The 16,326-nt window shown below is 57.3% G+C and carries 20 protein-coding genes and 1 tRNA gene; 16 read left to right on the plus strand and 5 right to left on the minus strand.

All coding sequences use genetic code 11. The features are described 5' to 3' along the window. The first annotated feature begins 122 nt into the window (after positions 1 to 122). From BM063_RS06240 to BM063_RS06260, 5 genes are read left to right on the plus strand one after another with little or no spacing between them, the layout of a single operon-like run. The gene (locus tag BM063_RS06240; protein ID WP_092036981.1) at positions 123 to 356 is read left to right on the plus strand and encodes a DUF2249 domain-containing protein; all 234 of its coding nucleotides are present in this window, start codon (positions 123 to 125) and stop codon (positions 354 to 356) included. 14 nt (positions 357 to 370) lie between these two features. After that, positions 371 to 718, plus strand: a complete 348-nt coding sequence (locus BM063_RS06245) for a hypothetical protein (RefSeq protein WP_092036983.1) — start codon at positions 371 to 373, stop codon at positions 716 to 718. 13 nt (positions 719 to 731) lie between these two features. After that, positions 732 to 1,280, plus strand: coding sequence for a DUF2249 domain-containing protein (locus tag BM063_RS06250; RefSeq protein ID WP_092037177.1), 549 nt, complete (start codon positions 732 to 734; stop codon positions 1,278 to 1,280). Positions 1,281 to 1,293: 13 nt separating this feature from the next. Beyond that, positions 1,294 to 2,526, plus strand: coding sequence for a hypothetical protein (locus BM063_RS06255; RefSeq protein WP_092036985.1), 1,233 nt, complete (start codon positions 1,294 to 1,296; stop codon positions 2,524 to 2,526). Positions 2,527 to 2,562: 36 nt separating this feature from the next. Further along, positions 2,563 to 2,868, plus strand: coding sequence for a metal-sulfur cluster assembly factor (locus BM063_RS06260; protein WP_092037179.1), 306 nt, complete (start codon positions 2,563 to 2,565; stop codon positions 2,866 to 2,868). Positions 2,869 to 2,986: 118 nt separating this feature from the next. Here the strand turns inward: BM063_RS06260 and BM063_RS06265 are convergent, their stop codons facing one another. From BM063_RS06265 to BM063_RS06280, 4 genes are all read right to left on the minus strand, one after another. After that, positions 2,987 to 3,514, minus strand: a complete 528-nt coding sequence (locus BM063_RS06265) for a nitroreductase family protein (RefSeq protein ID WP_092036987.1) — start codon at positions 3,512 to 3,514, stop codon at positions 2,987 to 2,989. A 232-nt stretch (positions 3,515 to 3,746) separates the two neighbouring features. Further along, positions 3,747 to 4,004, minus strand: a complete 258-nt coding sequence (locus tag BM063_RS06270) for a ferredoxin (RefSeq protein WP_092036989.1) — start codon at positions 4,002 to 4,004, stop codon at positions 3,747 to 3,749. Between the two features lie 248 nt (positions 4,005 to 4,252). Beyond that, positions 4,253 to 4,861, minus strand: coding sequence for an NAD(P)H:quinone oxidoreductase (gene wrbA / locus BM063_RS06275; RefSeq protein WP_092037181.1), 609 nt, complete (start codon positions 4,859 to 4,861; stop codon positions 4,253 to 4,255). A 157-nt stretch (positions 4,862 to 5,018) separates the two neighbouring features. Continuing rightward, on the minus strand, positions 5,019 to 5,465 hold the full coding sequence (locus tag BM063_RS06280; RefSeq protein ID WP_092036991.1) for a MarR family winged helix-turn-helix transcriptional regulator: 447 nt from the start codon (positions 5,463 to 5,465) through the stop codon (positions 5,019 to 5,021). 168 nt (positions 5,466 to 5,633) lie between these two features. Here BM063_RS06280 and BM063_RS06285 point away from each other — a divergent pair, with 168 nt between their 5' ends. Continuing rightward, entirely contained in the window at positions 5,634 to 6,440 is an 807-nt protein-coding gene (locus tag BM063_RS06285) for a cyclase family protein (protein WP_218154418.1), read from the plus strand. Beyond that, positions 6,437 to 7,435 (plus strand): fumarylacetoacetate hydrolase family protein, encoded by a 999-nt coding sequence (locus BM063_RS06290; RefSeq protein ID WP_092036992.1) that lies wholly within the window; start codon positions 6,437 to 6,439, stop codon positions 7,433 to 7,435. The genes BM063_RS06285 and BM063_RS06290 overlap by 4 nt, the downstream gene beginning before the upstream one ends. Before the next feature lie 8 nt (positions 7,436 to 7,443). Here BM063_RS06290 and BM063_RS06295 read toward each other — a convergent pair whose 3' ends face one another. Further along, positions 7,444 to 9,102: an alkaline phosphatase D family protein gene (locus BM063_RS06295; protein ID WP_092036994.1), complete on the minus strand. Its 1,659-nt coding sequence runs from the start codon at positions 9,100 to 9,102 to the stop codon at positions 7,444 to 7,446. 298 nt (positions 9,103 to 9,400) lie between these two features. Between BM063_RS06295 and BM063_RS06300 the strand changes: the two genes are divergently transcribed. From BM063_RS06300 to BM063_RS06340, 9 genes are all read left to right on the plus strand, one after another. Then, complete coding sequence (locus tag BM063_RS06300) at positions 9,401 to 9,850, plus strand: MarR family winged helix-turn-helix transcriptional regulator (protein ID WP_092036997.1); 450 nt, start codon at positions 9,401 to 9,403, stop codon at positions 9,848 to 9,850. 120 nt (positions 9,851 to 9,970) lie between these two features. Next, positions 9,971 to 10,804, plus strand: coding sequence for a glutamate racemase (gene racE / locus BM063_RS06305; protein ID WP_092037187.1), 834 nt, complete (start codon positions 9,971 to 9,973; stop codon positions 10,802 to 10,804). A gap of 96 nt (positions 10,805 to 10,900) precedes the next feature. Beyond that, the gene (locus BM063_RS06310; protein WP_092036999.1) at positions 10,901 to 11,950 is read left to right on the plus strand and encodes a GerMN domain-containing protein; all 1,050 of its coding nucleotides are present in this window, start codon (positions 10,901 to 10,903) and stop codon (positions 11,948 to 11,950) included. A 105-nt stretch (positions 11,951 to 12,055) separates the two neighbouring features. Further along, positions 12,056 to 12,868 (plus strand): ribonuclease PH, encoded by an 813-nt coding sequence (gene rph / locus BM063_RS06315; RefSeq protein WP_092037002.1) that lies wholly within the window; start codon positions 12,056 to 12,058, stop codon positions 12,866 to 12,868. After that, the gene (locus tag BM063_RS06320) at positions 12,801 to 13,451 is read left to right on the plus strand and encodes an XTP/dITP diphosphatase (RefSeq protein WP_092037004.1); all 651 of its coding nucleotides are present in this window, start codon (positions 12,801 to 12,803) and stop codon (positions 13,449 to 13,451) included. Before rph ends, BM063_RS06320 begins: the two co-directional genes overlap by 68 nt. After that, complete coding sequence (locus BM063_RS06325) at positions 13,448 to 13,951, plus strand: metallophosphoesterase family protein (protein ID WP_092037006.1); 504 nt, start codon at positions 13,448 to 13,450, stop codon at positions 13,949 to 13,951. Before BM063_RS06320 ends, BM063_RS06325 begins: the two co-directional genes overlap by 4 nt. A 79-nt stretch (positions 13,952 to 14,030) precedes the next feature. Next, positions 14,031 to 14,107 (plus strand) — tRNA-Arg (locus BM063_RS06330). 188 nt (positions 14,108 to 14,295) lie between these two features. Further along, a complete protein-coding gene (locus BM063_RS06335; protein WP_177199017.1) occupies positions 14,296 to 14,859 on the plus strand; it encodes a hypothetical protein in 564 nt (187 codons plus the stop codon). Between the two features lie 22 nt (positions 14,860 to 14,881). Beyond that, positions 14,882 to 16,207, plus strand: a complete 1,326-nt coding sequence (locus BM063_RS06340) for a vWA domain-containing protein (RefSeq protein ID WP_092037010.1) — start codon at positions 14,882 to 14,884, stop codon at positions 16,205 to 16,207. Positions 16,208 to 16,326: the final 119 nt, after the last annotated feature.

Consider the following 16,326-nt stretch of genomic DNA (forward strand, 5'->3'; position numbering starts at 1 on the left):
AAGCGATCAGGACCGGTCGAAGATATTTCGAGGGGTGTGACGAGGATCACAATATGGGTTCTTAAACAATTTTATCATTTAAGCTGTCCGGCAAATTGATTTGATGTTTGGGGGAGATGTTCATGAAGGAGTTTGCAGCGACAATCAAGGTGACGGAATATCCGCCGCACCTGAAGCACAAGGTGATCTTTGAAACCTTTGATCAATTGAAGTCCGGCGAAGCCTTGCTTCTGATCAATGACCACAATCCGATTCCCCTGCGATACCAGTTTGAATCGATGTATCCCGAGGGATTCACCTGGGAGTACCTTGAAGAGGGTCCCGAAGTATTCCGAGTGAAAATTGGAAAGAAATAAGGAGAGCCCATGCCATGGCGAAAATCACCGTTGTCGACGAAAAAACGATCAAAATCGCGGTGGATTTGGAAGATGCGATCACCATGATCCGTGAGGCGGAGAAGAATGTGGAGCGCTATGCCAAGGACATTGTGACGATCTACGAGAAGATGCCGGAGTTTCAATTTGTCCATTTCTGCTTTTATGCCTATGACAGCGCCGCCCTGTTTGAACACATGTTGGGAGTCGACCCGAAGCAGTACCTCTCCTTTTCCCTCGACGCGCCCGATGCCTTCTTCTACGCCCTTTACGGCGGGATGGCGGCTCTGTACGAACGGGCGAAGGCGATGCTCCCTCCCGTCGTAACGGATCGGTCGCAGTGAGGAGATGATCGAGATGGGAAAACGCACGATCGAGTTGGATGTCCGGCCTTACCTGCGGAAGAAGCTGGAGCCCTTCAAACTGATCATGGACGCGGTGAAATCTCTCGGTCCGGAAGACACCTTCGTTCTGCACGCCACCTTTAAGCCCACACCGCTTTTGGGCGTCATGAAGGCCAAAGGTTTCGCCTACAAAACGGAGAAGTTGGCAAAGGATCATTGGGTGGTGACCTTCGTCCCCAAGGAACGAGAAAAGGAACTGGGGGAGATGGGGGCGGCCGAAGAGAGGCTCCCCTCTTTGCAAAAGGCGAAGGCAGACCCATCCCGGGATGAGACCCCGGATTCACCCCGGACCATTGAACTGGACAACCGCGGGCTTGAACCCCCACAACCGATGATGCGCACCTTGAATGCCCTGGAAAAATGCCGGAAGGGGGACCGGGTCGTGATTCACAACGACCGGGTTCCCGTGTTCCTGTTGGAGGAGCTGGACTCGCTCGGTTACCCCTACGAGATCGAGGAACTACCGGACGGTTCGGCCCGGGTGACGATTCAAAAAAGGTAAAGGATGGCTTGCGATGTTTCGCCTCCCTTTTCTGTTTATCGCAACGGGACTTGCCCTGTTCGGATTGTTCAACCTCGCAACCCTTCTGCAGGCATCCGGATGGATCTTCCAACCGCCGCGGAGCCCCTCCGGTTGGCTGTTTGTCCACTGGCTGATCCTCGGCTGGGCGACGATGATTGCCATGGGAGCGGTGTATCAGCTCATCAGCGTGGTGCTCCAAAGGGACGTGTTCAGCCGCCGGCTGGGATTTGTCCAGTTCGGCGTCTACTTCGCCGGGGTCCTCGGCCTGCTGGCCGGATTCGGCTTCTTCCGGGTGCAGTGGATCGCCCTGTTTGCCGCATTGGCCCTGCTGGGCATCCTGCTGTTTGTCCTGAATATCGGACTGACGATCCTTCAGGCCGCCCGGTGGAATCCGATCACTTTAAGTTCGGCCGCGGCGCTCCTTTACCTCCTGCTTACGGGGCTGGCCGGGCTTTCGATGGGGATCAATTTCGCGTTCGGACTGTGGCCCGAATGGCATGAGCCGCTCTTTTACAGCCATATCTGGATGGGGACGGTCGGGTGGTTTGGGCTGCTGATCACCGGCTTCAGTTACAAAATGTTGCCGATGTTTTATCTGGCGCATGGCATCCCCGACCGTTTGCCCCGCATCATTACATGGCTGTGGAACGCCGCGGTCCTGGCGGGGGTTGCCCTTTTTTTGGCGGGATTTCCCACCTTTGGCTTCGGCGTTTCCCTCGGCCTGCTGACCCTGGCGGTGTACGCTTACAACGTTTATATAACGAAGGTGCGCAAGGCGCGACACAAAAAGAATCCCGGTGGAGGCATACGGGTATCCGTCTACAGCGCGCGGGCGCTGGCCGTCACCTGTTCGGCGGCGTTGGCGCTTATGCTGATCGCCCCCGAGCGGGCGACGGATGAACGGTTTCTTGTCCTTTTCGCCTGGGCTTACCTGTGGGGTTGGGTTGCCATGACGATTCTCGGGTATTTGTCGAAAATCGTTCCCTTTCTTTGGTGGACCCACAAATACGGCCCCCGTGCCGGGAAGGAGAAGACCCCCGCGATGGGCGATCTGCTGGATGACCGACAGGCGGTCTTTGGCTTGGCGGCCGTGGGATTGTGCCTTTTGGCTGTGATGGTCGGTCTGGGGATGGAACAGGCGGTTTGGACGCGGTGGAGTCTCGGAGCCCTTTCCCTCTTCTCGCTGTATTATGTGTTTCTGATCGCGAGGGTGTTTGCCCGCTAGCCGGAAACCGTTGGACAGAGGAGGTGGCTTAAGGTGATTCACCTGAAGCCGGAAGAGATTCGCGAGCTGCTGCGGGAGGTTTACGATCCCGAGCTCGGAGTCAACATCGTCGACCTCGGGCTCGTGTACGAAATTCGGAATGACGACGGAGACGTCTATATCCGCATGACGCTGACCACGCCGGGATGCCCGTTGCACGATACCATTGCCAGTGCAGTCGAACGGCTGCTTGAGGGACAGCCGGGGATTCGCTCCGTCAAAGTGGACATCGTCTGGAACCCACCCTGGTCGCCCGACAAGATGTCGGAGGAGGCGAAAAGGCAACTGGGCTTCTTTGGATGATCCGGGACGAAAAAAACCGCCCCCTGAACGGGGCGGTTTGATATTGCCACCGGCGGGTTTGAGACCGCTTGGAGCTTTCCACCGACATCCGAACCCGGTAGATGCTTCGGCAAGGATCTTACTTTCCGTATCCTTCCCGGTGGAACACCCGTTCCATCGGGTACATTTCTTTTGGTTTCGGCTCTTCATCGGGAAATCCGAAGCCCAAAACGGCCACGACTCGGTATGGATCGGGGATTCCCAAAAGCTTTCGCACCCGATCCTCCCGTCTCTTCGATTCCGCCTCATCCTCGGAGTGGTAAACGGCTCCCCAGGCGGCGCCGAGTCCCAGCGAGACGGCGGTCAGCCATGCGTAACCCCCGGCGATGGATGCGTCCTGCAGCCAATATTTGCTGACATCCGGCCTGCCGACGATGACAACTCCGGCGGCGGCCTGTTCAAGCCATTTCATGTAAGGAGTGGTCGGGGCGAGGGAGCGGAGCATTTCGCGACTCTTGACGACGATGAATTCGCGGGATGGCAGGTTATTTCCGCTCGGGGCCAAATACAGGGATTGAAGCAATGCATCCATCAGACGGTCCGGAATCGGATCGGGTTTAAACCGGGTGATTTCCCGACGCTTATTAATGGCGGCAAGGACATCCATTCAAAATTCCTCCCTTTGATCCCTACGCTTCCAGACAGAAGAGAGAGTATATTTGGGAAGCAAGAAAGGGGTTTTTTGAGACGGCGAAAATGGACTGCTGAGTAAAAATGGAGATTGTTCTTATAAGGAATTCTTAACATAAACCCGTCTAATTGAATAGATGTTTAGGTATTTATTCTTTGAAAAAAGCGCCGCTTCCTCCGGGAAGGGCGCTTCTTTTTAAGCTGATCCGTCATTCCTCCGCTTTGCCGGGATCTCCGTCCATCGGCTGCGAGGAAATTTTGATCGATCCGGTGGGACAGCCGGAATGGGCATCCTCCAGTTGATCGTACAGTTCCTCGGGAACCTCCACCACGCCCCGGTTGTCGTCCCCTTCCAGGATGTTTTCGGCCAGCCCTTCATCGTCGTAGTCAAAGATGTCGGGTGCGGCCGCCCCGCAAGCTCCGCAGGCGATGCAGGTCTCTTTATCCACCATCGTGTATTTGGCCATATGCGTATCCTCCTCTCTCCACTCCAAGGTCTGTCGATCCTGGTGTCGCGCAATTTTGGCAGACTGTGCGGAAAACGGCAGGGTCCGTACATTGTAATTGAAACAAATTCTTGAACGACCTTCTGTGATTCTGCTCACAATTCGGTGGGGCTTTGTGTGAAGGAGAAATGAAGGAAGGGAGCGGGAGAGGGCGATGCACAAATGCAAAAGATCCGCCCCGGCGAAAACCCGAGGCGGATCTCCGTTTCTCACTGCATTCCTTTCTTCAGCCACTGGGCGACCTGGACGGTGCGCTTGGCCTGATGTCTGACGGCTTCCTTCACGTCTTCTTTCATGTTTCCGTCCTGGTCCACCGTGACGCTGGTTCCGTAGGGATTGCCTCCGCCCGCAAAAATGGAGGGGTCCGTGTAACCGGGGGCGGCGATGATGGCTCCCCAATGCATGAAGGTGGTATACAAAGCCAAAATGGTTTGTTCCTGACCACCGTGGGGATTTTGGGCGGAGGACATGGCGCTCACCACTTTGTTGGCCAGTTTCCCTTCGGCCCACAGCCCTCCGGTGGTGTCCAGGAATTGCTTCATCTGGGAAGGGACGTTCCCGAACCGGGTGGGAACGCTGAAAATATAGGCATCCGCCCACTCGAGATCCTCCAGGGTGGCCACCGGTTCATTTTTCGTCGCTTCATAGTGCTCCTTCCAAGCGGGGTTTTGTTCGATGGCCGACTCCGGGGCCAGTTCCTGCACTTTGCGGATCCGCACTTCGGCTCCCGCTTCCCGAGCCGCTTCGGCGGCCCATTGTGCCAGCTGATGGTTGGTTCCGGTGGAGCTGTAGTAGAAAATCGCAAGCTTGACGCTCATGTGGAGATCCTCCTTTTCGTGTGTTTGCATCTTTTTGGACATCTGACCTCTCTTTAATCTGTCCCCTTCGGCTGGTGGTGATGAGCCTTTCGGGGCGGATGGCGTCAGTTATCCTGGGTTCATGTATCTTGAATTCAAGATAAAAACCAAAAAGGAATCAGGCTTCCAACGAGAAACCCAATTTCTTCAGCAGAGAGATGAGGACCTGTTTTTCTTCCGGAGTGAGCACCCGGAAAATGTGGTGAACGGCTTTTTTGTGCTCGGGAAAAACGACATCCATCAGCCGTTTTCCTTCGTCGGTGATGGTTGCATAGATGACCCGGCGGTCCTTGGGACAATTTTTGCGGGACACCAGTTTTTTCTCTTCCAGTTTGTCGATGACGTAAGTGATGCTCCCGCTTGACAGAAGGATTTTTTTTCCGATTTGCTGGATCGGCTGGTCGCCCTTGTGGTACAGAAGCTCCAGGACGGCGAATTCCGTCGTGTTCAGGTTGTGGCTCCGGATGTCTTCCTTGATCCTTTCCGCCACCTTGTGAAAGGCCCTCGAAAGAACGATCAGCAGTTTCAAAGACAATTCCTCATTATGGGAATGAAAGGATTCCATCTCGCTCTGAAGTCCTCATTTCAGATATCTTGAATTCGAGATAAATGATACCCAAGAGGATGGGCGATGTCAACCGGCGGAGAAAAATTTGACTTTTCAAAACCCTTTTTCTACATTTGAATTGGGACGAGGGATTGCCGCAATGAAACATCGCAAGGGGGGGCTGAAGTGTTTCCCAATGGCTTTCGACTGATCGATCTGAGCCTTCCCATCGAACACGAGGCCATATCCGAACCGATGCCCGCCCGGATTCGGTACATCACCCACGATGGCGAGGGACTGGAGCAGATGCAGCAACTTTTTGGCGTCAAGAAGGAGGATCTGGTCTGGTCCGGGGGGCTCGGCTGGGCCCTTGAGGAGATCACGGCGATTACCCATACCGGCACCCACGTGGATGCACCCTATCACTACCATCCCACTTCCGAGGGCCGTCCGGCCCGACGGATTGACGAGCTCCCCCTGGAATGGTTTCTGGCGCCGGCGGTCCGCCTCGATGTTCGGCACATCGGTGCGGGCAAGCGCATCCGGATTTCCGATCTGGAGGAGGCCCTCTCAAGGATCGGTTACCGCCTGCACCCCGGCGACGTGGTTCTCCTCATGACCGGGAGGGATCGGTTTTGTCACAGCCCGGAGTACTACCGCCAGCCGGGATTGGGGCGTGAAGAAGTGTTGTGGCTCCTTCGGCAGGGGGTGCGGGTGATCGGCATCGACGCGTACACCCTGGACCAACCCTTTGCGGACATGGTTGCCGATTACAAGGAGACAGGGGACGGCAGGCACATCTGGCCGGCTCATTTTGCCGGGATCGAGGCGGAATACTGTCAGATCGAAAAGTTGGCCAACCTCGACCGGATTCCGGTCGACCACGGCTTTTGGATTTCGTGCTTTCCCGTAAAAATCGCGGGGGCGAGCGGGGCGTGGTGCCGGGCGGTGGCCATTGTGCCGGAGAAGAAGGAAGGGGGAAGGTCGACGTGAAACTCCTGTCCTTTCAGATTCAAACCCCGGACGGACCGGTGGCGCGGATCGGGGCTTTGGCGGACGGCGACCGGGTGGTTGACCTGACATCCGCCTGCCATGTTCAACTGCTCAGGGAACAAAGTTGCGATCCCCGGGCGGCGGCCCGGATCGCCCGGGCGCTGGTTCCTCCGGACATGGTGGCCTTCATCGAAGGGGGAAGAAAGACGCTGGAGGCGGCGCGGCAGGCCCTCGACGAAGTGTTGAACCGGGGTGAGGTTCCGGAGGAGATGAGGGTTTTTTATCCTCTCCAATCCCTGAAGTTGCTCCCTGCGGTTCCCCGCCCTCCGATGTTCCGGGACTTCATGGCCTTTGAGGAACACGTGAGAAAATCGGCACAGGCGATGGGACTGGGGGAAGTGCCGAAGATGTGGTATGCGTTTCCCGTATATTACAAGGGGAATGTTCATTCCCTGGCCGCCCACGGGGATGATGTCCTTTGGCCGTCCTACAGCCGGCTGTTGGATTTTGAATTGGAGATGGCGGCGATCATCGGGCGCAGGGGCTCCGATATTCCGGAAGAGCGCGCCAGGGAACACATTTTCGGCTACACCGTTTTGAATGACTTCAGCGCCCGGGATGTCCAGGGGCAGGAGATGAGCGTGGGGCTGGGACCGGCAAAGGGGAAGGATTTTCGAACCGGCACCGTTTTGGGGCCGTGGATTGTGACGGCCGATGAACTCCCCGACCCGTACAGCCTGAGGATGACGGTGCGGGTCAACGGGGAAGTGTGGTCCGAGGGGCACTCGGGAACCATCCACTGGCGTTTTGAGCAGATGATCGCCCACGCTTCACGGAGCGAGACCCTCTACCCCGGAGAAGTTTTCGGCTCGGGCACCGTGGGCCGCGGCTGCGGGCTGGAGCTCGGGCGCTGGTTGAAGCCGGGGGATGTGGTGGAGCTGGAAATCGAGGGAATCGGCGTTTTGCGCAACCGGGTGGTGCGCCCGGGCCGTTGAGGGATCCGTCACCCGGTCGTTACCAGGGAGGATTCCCCCTTTGTCCGGCGCAAGCCGGGTCGTCCGCTTTCCACCACGAAGGTTGCCCGGGTGGTGATCGGCGCACCGGGACGGGACACGTAGGGCAGGACCCGGTAATCGGTCCGCCAGATGTCGGGGGTCACGGTGCACCGGACGTATCCCCGCTGTCCGTTGAAGAATTTGATATGGGGATTTTCCGCCAAAATGCCCATGATGTCGCGCCGGGTGTCGAAACCGTCTCCGTCGGAAGTGATGGAGGTGCCGACAAATTCGACGCCGACGGTCGGCGAGTCGGGGCGGTCGAAATCGGCTTTGATTTCGTTGGCCCAATTGGAATGCACGTCTCCCGTGAGAACCACCAGATTGGAAATGCCTTTCTCGGCGATGAATTTCAGGATCCGGTCCCGGCTGGCCGGATATCCGTCCCAGGAATCCATGTTCAGCAGTTCGCCGGGGCCGACGCGCACATCCTTCTTTGAAAAAAAGACCTGTTGGGCGATCACGTTCCAGCGCGCCTTGGAGTTTTCAAGACCGCTCAGAAGCCATCGTTCCTGTTCGGCGCCGAGCAGGGTCCGGTTCGGGTCGGCCGATTCCCGGCCCGGGGGTTTCCAGCCGTCGCCGCCGGCCTGATTGTCGCGGTACTGGCGCGTGTCGAGAACGTGAAAGTTCACCAGGTCTCCGCAGCGGAAACGCCGGTACAGCCGCATCTCGCCCCGCCGGGGCATGAAGCGGCTCCGGAGGGGCATGTGTTCATAGTAGGCCCGGTAGGCGGCCATCCGGCGGCGGATGAAGTCCCTCCTTCCCTCTTCCCCTTGGGGGATGGTCCCGGCGTAGTTGTTTTCCACTTCGTGGTCATCCCAGACGACCACCCAGGGAAAGGCGGCATGGGCCTTCTGCAGATCGGGATCGGTTTTGTACAGGGCGTGCCGGTTTCGATACTCTTCCAGCGTTCGGGGCTTTCGGCTGTTGTGGGACCGGACATTGCCGGAGGGACAGAGGTATTCGCCGGTTCCGTGTTCATATATGTAGTCTCCCAGGTGGAGGACCAGGTCGAGGTCTTCCTCCGCCATCCGCCGGTAGGCCGTGTAATAACCGTGTTCGTAGTGCTGGCAGGAGGCAAAGGCGAAAGACAGGACCGGCACGGCGGCGTTTGGGGCGGGAAGGGTCTTGGTCCGTCCGACGGGGCTCAGTTCGGAACCGGCCTTGAAACGGTAGTAATAATGGTGGTCCGGTTGTAGTCCCGACACCTCGACGTGCACGGAATGGGCGAAGTCGGAGCGGGCGTAGGCGGTTCCGCTTTGAATCACGCGGCGGAATCCTTCGTCGGCGGCCACTTCCCACCTGACGGGAATGTCGCGGGGCGGCATTCCCCCGCCGTTCAGGGGATCGGGGGCCAACCGGGTCCACAGGACGACGCTGTCCGGCATGGGGTCCCCCGAAGCCACTCCGAGGGTGAAGGGATAGGAGGGAAAGCGGGGCGCAGCCTCAACGGGAACGTTTTTCAGCAGGGCGCCGGAGAGGGTGAAGCCGAGGGAAAGGGCGGTGATCCGCCCCGCTTCCTGCAGAAAGCGTCGGCGGTCCATCCGTTTCGACCGGAGGAAATCGGGATCGAGCCAATCCTCAAGTGTCGGTTTGTCCTTGTCCATGGTTTCATCCCCTTTTCAAGATCCCCGTTCCTTTCCGGTTCCCGTTGGAGCGAAGAGGGGATTTAATGGTTATACAGGTTTAATATGGTTTTCTGCTGCGCGGTTTATACAAATTCATTCAGGATCTGGTGATTTTCCGGGGATTCCGTGAAACCTGCCGGGCGGATCGAGGGTTTCTCTTTTTGGGGACAAAAACGGATTCTTCGGTCTTGTTCCGACAGGCAATCGTTTGTTTTCGCCATCGCTTTTTTATATACTTTGGATAACTTCATTGGCTTCCGGAAGGTGTGATGATTCCATGGAAAAGGACAAAGAAACGCTTTCGGAAGAGTTGATTTCGGACGTCGAGTACTTGTTGCGGGAGATGAGTCTGCTCATCAAAAGAAAGGGACGGGAGATCCTGAACCATTTTCCGATCACCCCGCCCCAGTTTACGGCGCTGTTGTGGCTGAACGAGGAAGGGGATATGACGATCGGGGAACTGAGCCAGAAAATGTATTTGGCCTGCAGCACGATGACCGATTTGATCGATCGGATGGAAAAGAACGGGGTCGTGATGCGGGTGCGGGACGAGCGGGACCGGCGGGTGGTCCGGGTTCGCATGCTGGAGAGGGGAAAGGTGATCATTCAGGATGTGATGAAGGCGCGGCGGGAGTATTTGGCGGAGATCTTGTCCACCTTTTCTCCGGAGGAAGTGGCGTCCATCCGCCGCCACCTTTCCATGCTGTATGAAAGGATGAAGGAGTAGCCGGGACAGGCTCCCCTAAAATCCAATCATCGACGCCGGAAGGCACATATGATATCGCAACTGGTTCGGCCTTTGCAAAATCGCGGGCGGATCTTGCAGAATGGAGGATTGAAAGCGATTATGAATCGGGACGACCAACCGGGAATTGGGATATTGGATTCCGGTGTCGGCGGATTGACGGTGGTAAAAGAGGTGTTGAGGCAGCTTAGGGGAGAACGCATCATCTATTTTGGGGACACGAGCCGGTGTCCCTACGGGCCGCGGCCGAAAGACGAGGTGATCCGTTTCACGTTGGAGATCGTCCGATTTTTGGAGCGGTTTCCCCTCAAGGCCCTGGTCATCGCTTGCAATACGGCCACGGCCGTGGCCATCGACGAGGTGCGCAGGCGGACGCCCATCCCGGTCCTCGGGGTGATCGAACCCGGAGCCCGGGCGGCGATCCAGTCGACCAGAAAGGGACGGATCGGAGTGATCGGCACCCAGGGGACGGTGAGGAGCGGGGCCTACGAGAGGGCGTTGAAACGGATGAATCCCCGGCTGTTTGTCGTCAGCCATGCCTGTCCCGCCCTGGTTCCGCTGGTGGAGAGCGACTTGGGCAGGACGGAAGAGGCCCGGCGGGTGGTGGCCTCCTCTCTCGCTCCCTTGCAGGTGCACCGCGTCGACACCCTGATTCTCGGATGCACTCATTATCCGCTGATCGCCGATCTGATCGGCGAGGTGATGGGGAAAGACGTGCAATTGATCAGCTCCGCCGAGGAAACCGCACGGGAATTGAAGATTCTTCTTCAGAGGAAGAAACTGCTGTCTCCGGAGGATGAGGGGCGCCCCCTTTTCCATCGCTTTTTCACCAGCGGCGATCCCGATTTTTTCCGGCGGATCGCCGAACGGTGGCTGGGTTGCTCCGTCCATGTCTCCCGGGCGATGGCGGAGACATCGGTGCCCAGCACCCTCTGATTCGGCCAAAAGGGACTCTTTTTCGATTTTTCGGTGCTAAAACCCCTCCCGGGCTCGTATACATGGGACTAGAGATTTGTCCGAGGAGGGAAAGCGATGCGGCTGAAGATCGCATGCACGGTACTCGTTATGCTCATGCTTTTTGCCCTGACGGGATGTTTGTTCGGCCCGGAGCAGAAGACTTCCGCACCGATTGATCCGCCGCCTGCGGGGGTGGAGGAGAAGTACGAACGGCAGGGAGCGCAGAAGAAGGCCGAGGAGGACGCCAAGGCGGACAAAAAGAACCAGGCGCGGGTTCAGCTCTATTTCCTGGCGAACAACGGGTATGTGGTTCCCTACGCCGTGGACATGCCGAAGGTGGAGGGGATCGCCAAAGAGGCGATGACCATGCTGGTTGCCGGCAGCAAGGCTGAATCCCGGTTGCCGGAGGGATTCCGCGGAGTCCTTCCCAAAGGGACGAAGGTGAAGGGGCTGAACATCCAGGACGGCACCGCCACGGTCGATTTTTCCAAGGAATTTCTCTCTTACCCGGCGGAAATGGAAAAAAAGATTTTGGATGCGGTGACCTGGACCCTGACCGGGTTTGATTCGGTGGAACGGGTCAACATATGGGTGGATGGACGCCCGCTCGCCAAAATGCCCAAGGGGAAAACTCCCGCCCAGGGGCTGACGCGGAACCGGGGAATCAATCTGGAGCTGGCGGAAGGGGTGAACATCGGGCAGAGCATGCCCGTGACGCTTTACTTTCTGGGGCAGGCGCCCGACAACACGGTGTACTATGTTCCGGTGACCCGGATGATCAATCGATCCGATGACGTGGCCGGCTCCGTGATGCAGCAACTGATTCTCGGCCCGAAACACGGTTCCGGACTGAGCGGGGCCCTGGCGGAGACCCTGAAGGTGAACAAACTGGAGATGAAGGATAAGACCGTCTTGGCCGACTTCGGCGGACAGCTGCTTCAGTACGGCAAAGGAAAGTCGGCGTCCAAGGACGCCATCCAGACCATCGTTCTTTCCCTGACGGAAAACACGGGAGCCGACAAAGTGAAGATCACGGTCAACGGGAAAGCGGAAGCGACCGTGGAAGGGAAACCCCTGGACAAGGCCGTCCTCCGTCCGGAATTTGTAAATCCCGCGAGCCTGTGATGCGGGTTGCGGATCGATCGGAAGGGGCGGGGGCGGCCTCTTTTCTTTTGGAGGGCGAAGCGGTTATGTTATAATAAGACGAATAAAATTTGGAGGGAACAGCCATTGCGAGTAGACGGACGAAAATATGACGAAATGCGTCGTGTTGAGATTGTACGGGATTACATCAAACATGCCGAGGGGTCCGTCTACATAAGCGTCGGGGATACCAAAGTGATCTGCACCGCCACCGTGGAGGATCGCGTTCCTCCCTTTATGCGCGGCACCGGGAAGGGGTGGATCACCGCGGAGTATGCCATGCTGCCGAGGGCAACCCAGACGCGGACGGTGCGGGAAGCCAGCAAGGGAAAATTGGGAGGCCGGACGATGGAAATCCAGCGGTTGATCGGCCGTTCCCTGCGTTCCGTCGTCGATTTGACGGCCATCGGAGAGCGGACGCTTTGGCTGGACTGCGATGTGATCCAGGCCGACGGGGGGACCCGGACCGCATCCATCACGGGTGCCTTCGTGGCCATGGTGGATGCATTCAGGAAGCTCAAGGAGGAGGGAGCCATCGCCTCCTTTCCGGTCAAGGACCTTTTGGCGGCCACCAGCGTGGGGATCGTCGACGGTCAGACCTGTCTCGACCTGTGCTTTGAGGAGGATTCCGCCGCCCAGGTGGACATGAACGTGATCATGACGGGCACGGGGAAATTTGTGGAGTTGCAGGGGACGGGCGAGGGATCCCCCTTTACTTCGGACCAGCTTGTCCAAATGCTTGATCTCGCCCGTCGGGGAATCCAGCAGCTGATCGAATACGAGCGGGAGTTGTTCGGGGACCTCTTGGACGAGATCGGGGAGGCTGAAGAGGTTGCAGACGGATCTTCGGAAAAGATGGCCGTGGACGGAGCTGATTATTGCCACGCGCAACAGCAATAAGGTTCGCGAACTGAATGCCCTTTCCGAACGGGAATTGGGCCTTCCGGTCGCCGGATTGGATCGGTTTTCGGACGTTCCGGAAGTGGTGGAGGATGGGGACACCTTCGAAGAAAATGCCATCAAGAAGGCGGAGACGGTTTCCCGGTTCCTGAACCGGCCGGTGGTGGCCGATGATTCGGGATTGGTGGTTCCTTTTCTCGGGGGAGATCCCGGCGTTCGCTCCGCCCGGTACGCCGGTCCGGAGGCGAACGACAGGAAGAACAACGAAAAACTGCTCAAGGAACTTGAGGGAGTGACCGGGCAGGGGCGGGATGCCTTCTATGTGTGCGTTTTGGCGCTGAAGATTCCCGGGGAGGAGCCGCGGCTCGTCCGGGGAGAGTGCCACGGCCGCATCGCCCTTGAACCGAGAGGGGATCAAGGATTTGGATACGATCCCCTGTTTTTCCTCCCGGAATACGGGAAAACGATGGGGGAGATCCCTCCGGAGCTGAAAAACCGGATCAGCCACCGGGCGAAGGCCTTTCAGGGGTTGATTCGGCTCCTGCGGGAGATGTACCCCCCGGAAGGGGGAGGCGGGATATGAGAGTTCTCATCGTCAGCGATTCGCACGGCCGGGCCGACCTCCTTGACCGGATCGTGGAGGACGTGCAACCGGACCACATGATCCACTGCGGGGATTTTTGCACCCCGCTGGATCGATTGCCGGAGGTCTCCCGGTCCGTGGTCCGGGGCAACTGCGATTGGGAAGAGGCGGCCGACGAACAGGTGTGGGAGGGGGCGGGCATCCGCTTTTGGGTGGTTCACGGACACCGGCACCAGGTCAAGAGGGATTTGTCCGCCATTTTCGCCCGGGCCGAGGAGGTGGAGGCCCAAGTCGCCTGTTTCGGCCATTCCCACGTGCCGGTCTGCGAACAGAAGGGAAGCGTCCTGCTCGTCAATCCCGGGAGCATCGCGCATCCCCGGGGGAGTTTTCCTCCCTCTTACGCCCTGTTGGAAGCGGAGGCGCCGCGTCGGGTCCGGGTGTCTTTCTTTAGCCCGGACGGCCGGCCCCTGTCCGAGTGGGGCGGCCGTTTTTCCCTTTGACTGGCGGAGTCATCCATTGACAAAATGCGATTACATGGTATAATGATTCAGCGCGATATTTTGATCGCATATCCTTTTTGTCCCAGTAGCTCAGCTGGATAGAGCAGCGGCCTTCTAAGCCGTCGGTCGGGGGTTCGAATCCCTCCTGGGACGCCAGGGGTTTTGCCGATCGGGCTTTCCTGCATTTTCAACCCAAAAGGGCGACGTGTGCGCCCTTTTTTATTTTTGGAACCTTGCGCCTTGCCGGATCCCTTTTTTCGGTTTTTTGGCGGTTTTATGATTTTTCGTCCAGGCTGCGGCGCCCTTTTTTTGGATGACTTCGTTCGGAAAAGATGGTAAAATTATTGGTGCTTTCTTTTTATAGAGATATAACATCGGGGGTGTTGGTTTTGAAGCGTGTTTTATTGCTGTTATTGGCTTTTTCTTTCGCCCTGATGAGTGTTGGCTGCGGAATGCTTGAAAAAATGGCGGATGCCGGGAAAGGGAAGGGGGACCAGGCGAGCGAAGAGAGTTCGGAAGAAGCAGCCGAAGCGATTGAGCCGAATAAGTCCTACAAGGAGTTGGAGTTTGAACGCATCAACTGGATTGGCGGAGCCCCGCCCGTTGAACAGGAAGGCGGAATCTGGGTTTATACAAAGGACAAGCATCCCGCGGGGTTTGGAAACCAGGATTGGGACCACGAAGACGTGCTGTATATCCAGGCTTCCCGTGAATACGAACATCAGGACATCGTCATCAGGAAATTGCAGGTGATCAGCGACGATGTGGTGAAAATCGTTGTTGACTGGGAGAAGGATATCGGGCGGGAGGCTCCGCCGCGCGATTGGGCAACCGTGGAAACGGGCGCGTTGGATGGGAAAAAGTTTGTTGTGGAAGACACTTCCGGGGAAAAGGTGAAACTCAAATAGTGAACCAGTTGGGGGATAACCGATGAGAAAGCTGCTCTCGTGCCTGATGATCGTTGGATTGATCTTTGCCGGCGGTTGCCTCCCTTTTGAGATTCCTTTTTCCAAATCTTCTTCCGAAGCGCAACAGGTTGAGAAGGAGAAAACCGAGAAAAAGCGGTTTATTCCCGAGGCTTTGAAGGGCGTGGACCTTCCACCCGCCGGCAAGTATGCGGGCGACAAATATGACTGGGCGAAAGTGAAAAAAGAGTTGGACCGCATTCCGAAGGATGCGACCGGAAGCCAGATTCTGAAAAAGTTTTATGAACTCGCCGCGGAGGACTATACTCCGTATTTTGAGTTCTACGAGACCTTCGATCCATCCAATATTGAAGTCACCCCCGGGCCGGGCGGATTGAAAAGCCTGAAGCTGCCGGAGCAAAAATCGGTCAACATCATGATCCTGGTGGATTCGAGCGGATCGATGGCCGGGAAAGTCGACGGCGGAGTAAAGATGGATCTGGCCAAAAATGCGGTGAAGGAATTTGCGGATCAGATGCCTAAAGGCGCCAATGTTTCTTTGGTCGCCTACGGGCACAAGGGGAGCAATCAAAGCAAGGACAAGGCGGTGTCCTGCAAGGGCATAGAGGAAGTGTTTCCGCTGGGCGCCTATGACGAAAAAAAGTTTAATCAGGCCCTGGACAAGTTCAAGCCCGTCGGCTATACCCCGCTGGCCGACAGTCTGAAATATGCCCACAAGAAACTGTCGAATCAGAAGAACGCCGAAAACATCGTTTATGTCGTGAGTGACGGAATCGAAACCTGCGGCGGGGACCCGGTGAAAGCCGCAAAAGAGCTCAATCAGTCGGATATCAAAGCCGTGGTCAACATCATCGGCTTTGATCTGGATGATGAAGGTCAGCGGCAGCTGAAGGCCGTTGCCGACGCCGGGGGCGGTGAATACAGCTCCGTCGATTCGAAGGTGGAGCTTGACGAGTACTTCAAGGAGGAACGTCGCCGCCTGTACAATGCCTGGGCCGAATGGGCCAGGAGACATTATAACGATGCCCAGAATGTGGCCCGGGAGAAAATGGATGAACTGGAACGGGTGACATCCGAGTTTCGGAGTGTGGCGGATCGGGAAGAACGGCGTTTTGACCGGATGAGCGAATACCTGGAAGAGGAGCGGGGGTTTGAATTTCAGCTCCTTTATAACCATGTGAAGCAGAAATACAGAGAACGGGCCGGATACTTGCGGGATTATCGCAACTACATGGAGAACAAACTTTGGCAACAGGTTCGGGATGAAAGGGATAAAGTCCAGGATCATGTGACGGACAAGCGCGACGAGGAGCAGGACAAGCTCTATTGAGACGGGAGGAGCGCCGTGAAGAACCCAAAGGATCAAGTTCCTTGGGTTCTTCATGTTTCCGCAGGTTCAGGATGTGCCGGCGGATCGGCGGCCGCACGTCGACCGCCGGTTTCTGGGCT

Origin of the sequence: Planifilum fulgidum (genome assembly GCF_900113175.1) — a bacterium.
Taxonomy (GTDB): Bacteria; Bacillota; Bacilli; order Thermoactinomycetales; family DSM-44946; genus Planifilum; species Planifilum fulgidum.

What these genes read in the sequence shown, in the direction of transcription:
- BM063_RS06240 (WP_092036981.1), top strand. Translation starts at nt 123, where the DNA reads ATGAAGGAGTTTGCAGCGACAATCAAGGTGACGGAATATCCGCCGCAC.
- BM063_RS06245 (WP_092036983.1), top strand. Translation starts at nt 371, where the DNA reads ATGGCGAAAATCACCGTTGTCGACGAAAAAACGATCAAAATCGCGGTG.
- BM063_RS06250 (WP_092037177.1), top strand. Translation starts at nt 732, where the DNA reads ATGGGAAAACGCACGATCGAGTTGGATGTCCGGCCTTACCTGCGGAAG.
- BM063_RS06255 (WP_092036985.1), top strand. Translation starts at nt 1,294, where the DNA reads ATGTTTCGCCTCCCTTTTCTGTTTATCGCAACGGGACTTGCCCTGTTC.
- BM063_RS06265 (WP_092036987.1), bottom strand. Translation starts at nt 3,514, where the DNA reads ATGGATGTCCTTGCCGCCATTAATAAGCGTCGGGAAATCACCCGGTTT.
- BM063_RS06270 (WP_092036989.1), bottom strand. Translation starts at nt 4,004, where the DNA reads ATGGCCAAATACACGATGGTGGATAAAGAGACCTGCATCGCCTGCGGA.
- wrbA (WP_092037181.1), bottom strand. Translation starts at nt 4,861, where the DNA reads ATGAGCGTCAAGCTTGCGATTTTCTACTACAGCTCCACCGGAACCAAC.
- BM063_RS06280 (WP_092036991.1), bottom strand. Translation starts at nt 5,465, where the DNA reads ATGGAATCCTTTCATTCCCATAATGAGGAATTGTCTTTGAAACTGCTG.
- BM063_RS06295 (WP_092036994.1), bottom strand. Translation starts at nt 9,102, where the DNA reads ATGGACAAGGACAAACCGACACTTGAGGATTGGCTCGATCCCGATTTC.
- BM063_RS06300 (WP_092036997.1), top strand. Translation starts at nt 9,401, where the DNA reads ATGGAAAAGGACAAAGAAACGCTTTCGGAAGAGTTGATTTCGGACGTC.
- racE (WP_092037187.1), top strand. Translation starts at nt 9,971, where the DNA reads ATGAATCGGGACGACCAACCGGGAATTGGGATATTGGATTCCGGTGTC.
- BM063_RS06310 (WP_092036999.1), top strand. Translation starts at nt 10,901, where the DNA reads ATGCGGCTGAAGATCGCATGCACGGTACTCGTTATGCTCATGCTTTTT.
- BM063_RS06325 (WP_092037006.1), top strand. Translation starts at nt 13,448, where the DNA reads ATGAGAGTTCTCATCGTCAGCGATTCGCACGGCCGGGCCGACCTCCTT.
- BM063_RS06340 (WP_092037010.1), top strand. Translation starts at nt 14,882, where the DNA reads ATGAGAAAGCTGCTCTCGTGCCTGATGATCGTTGGATTGATCTTTGCC.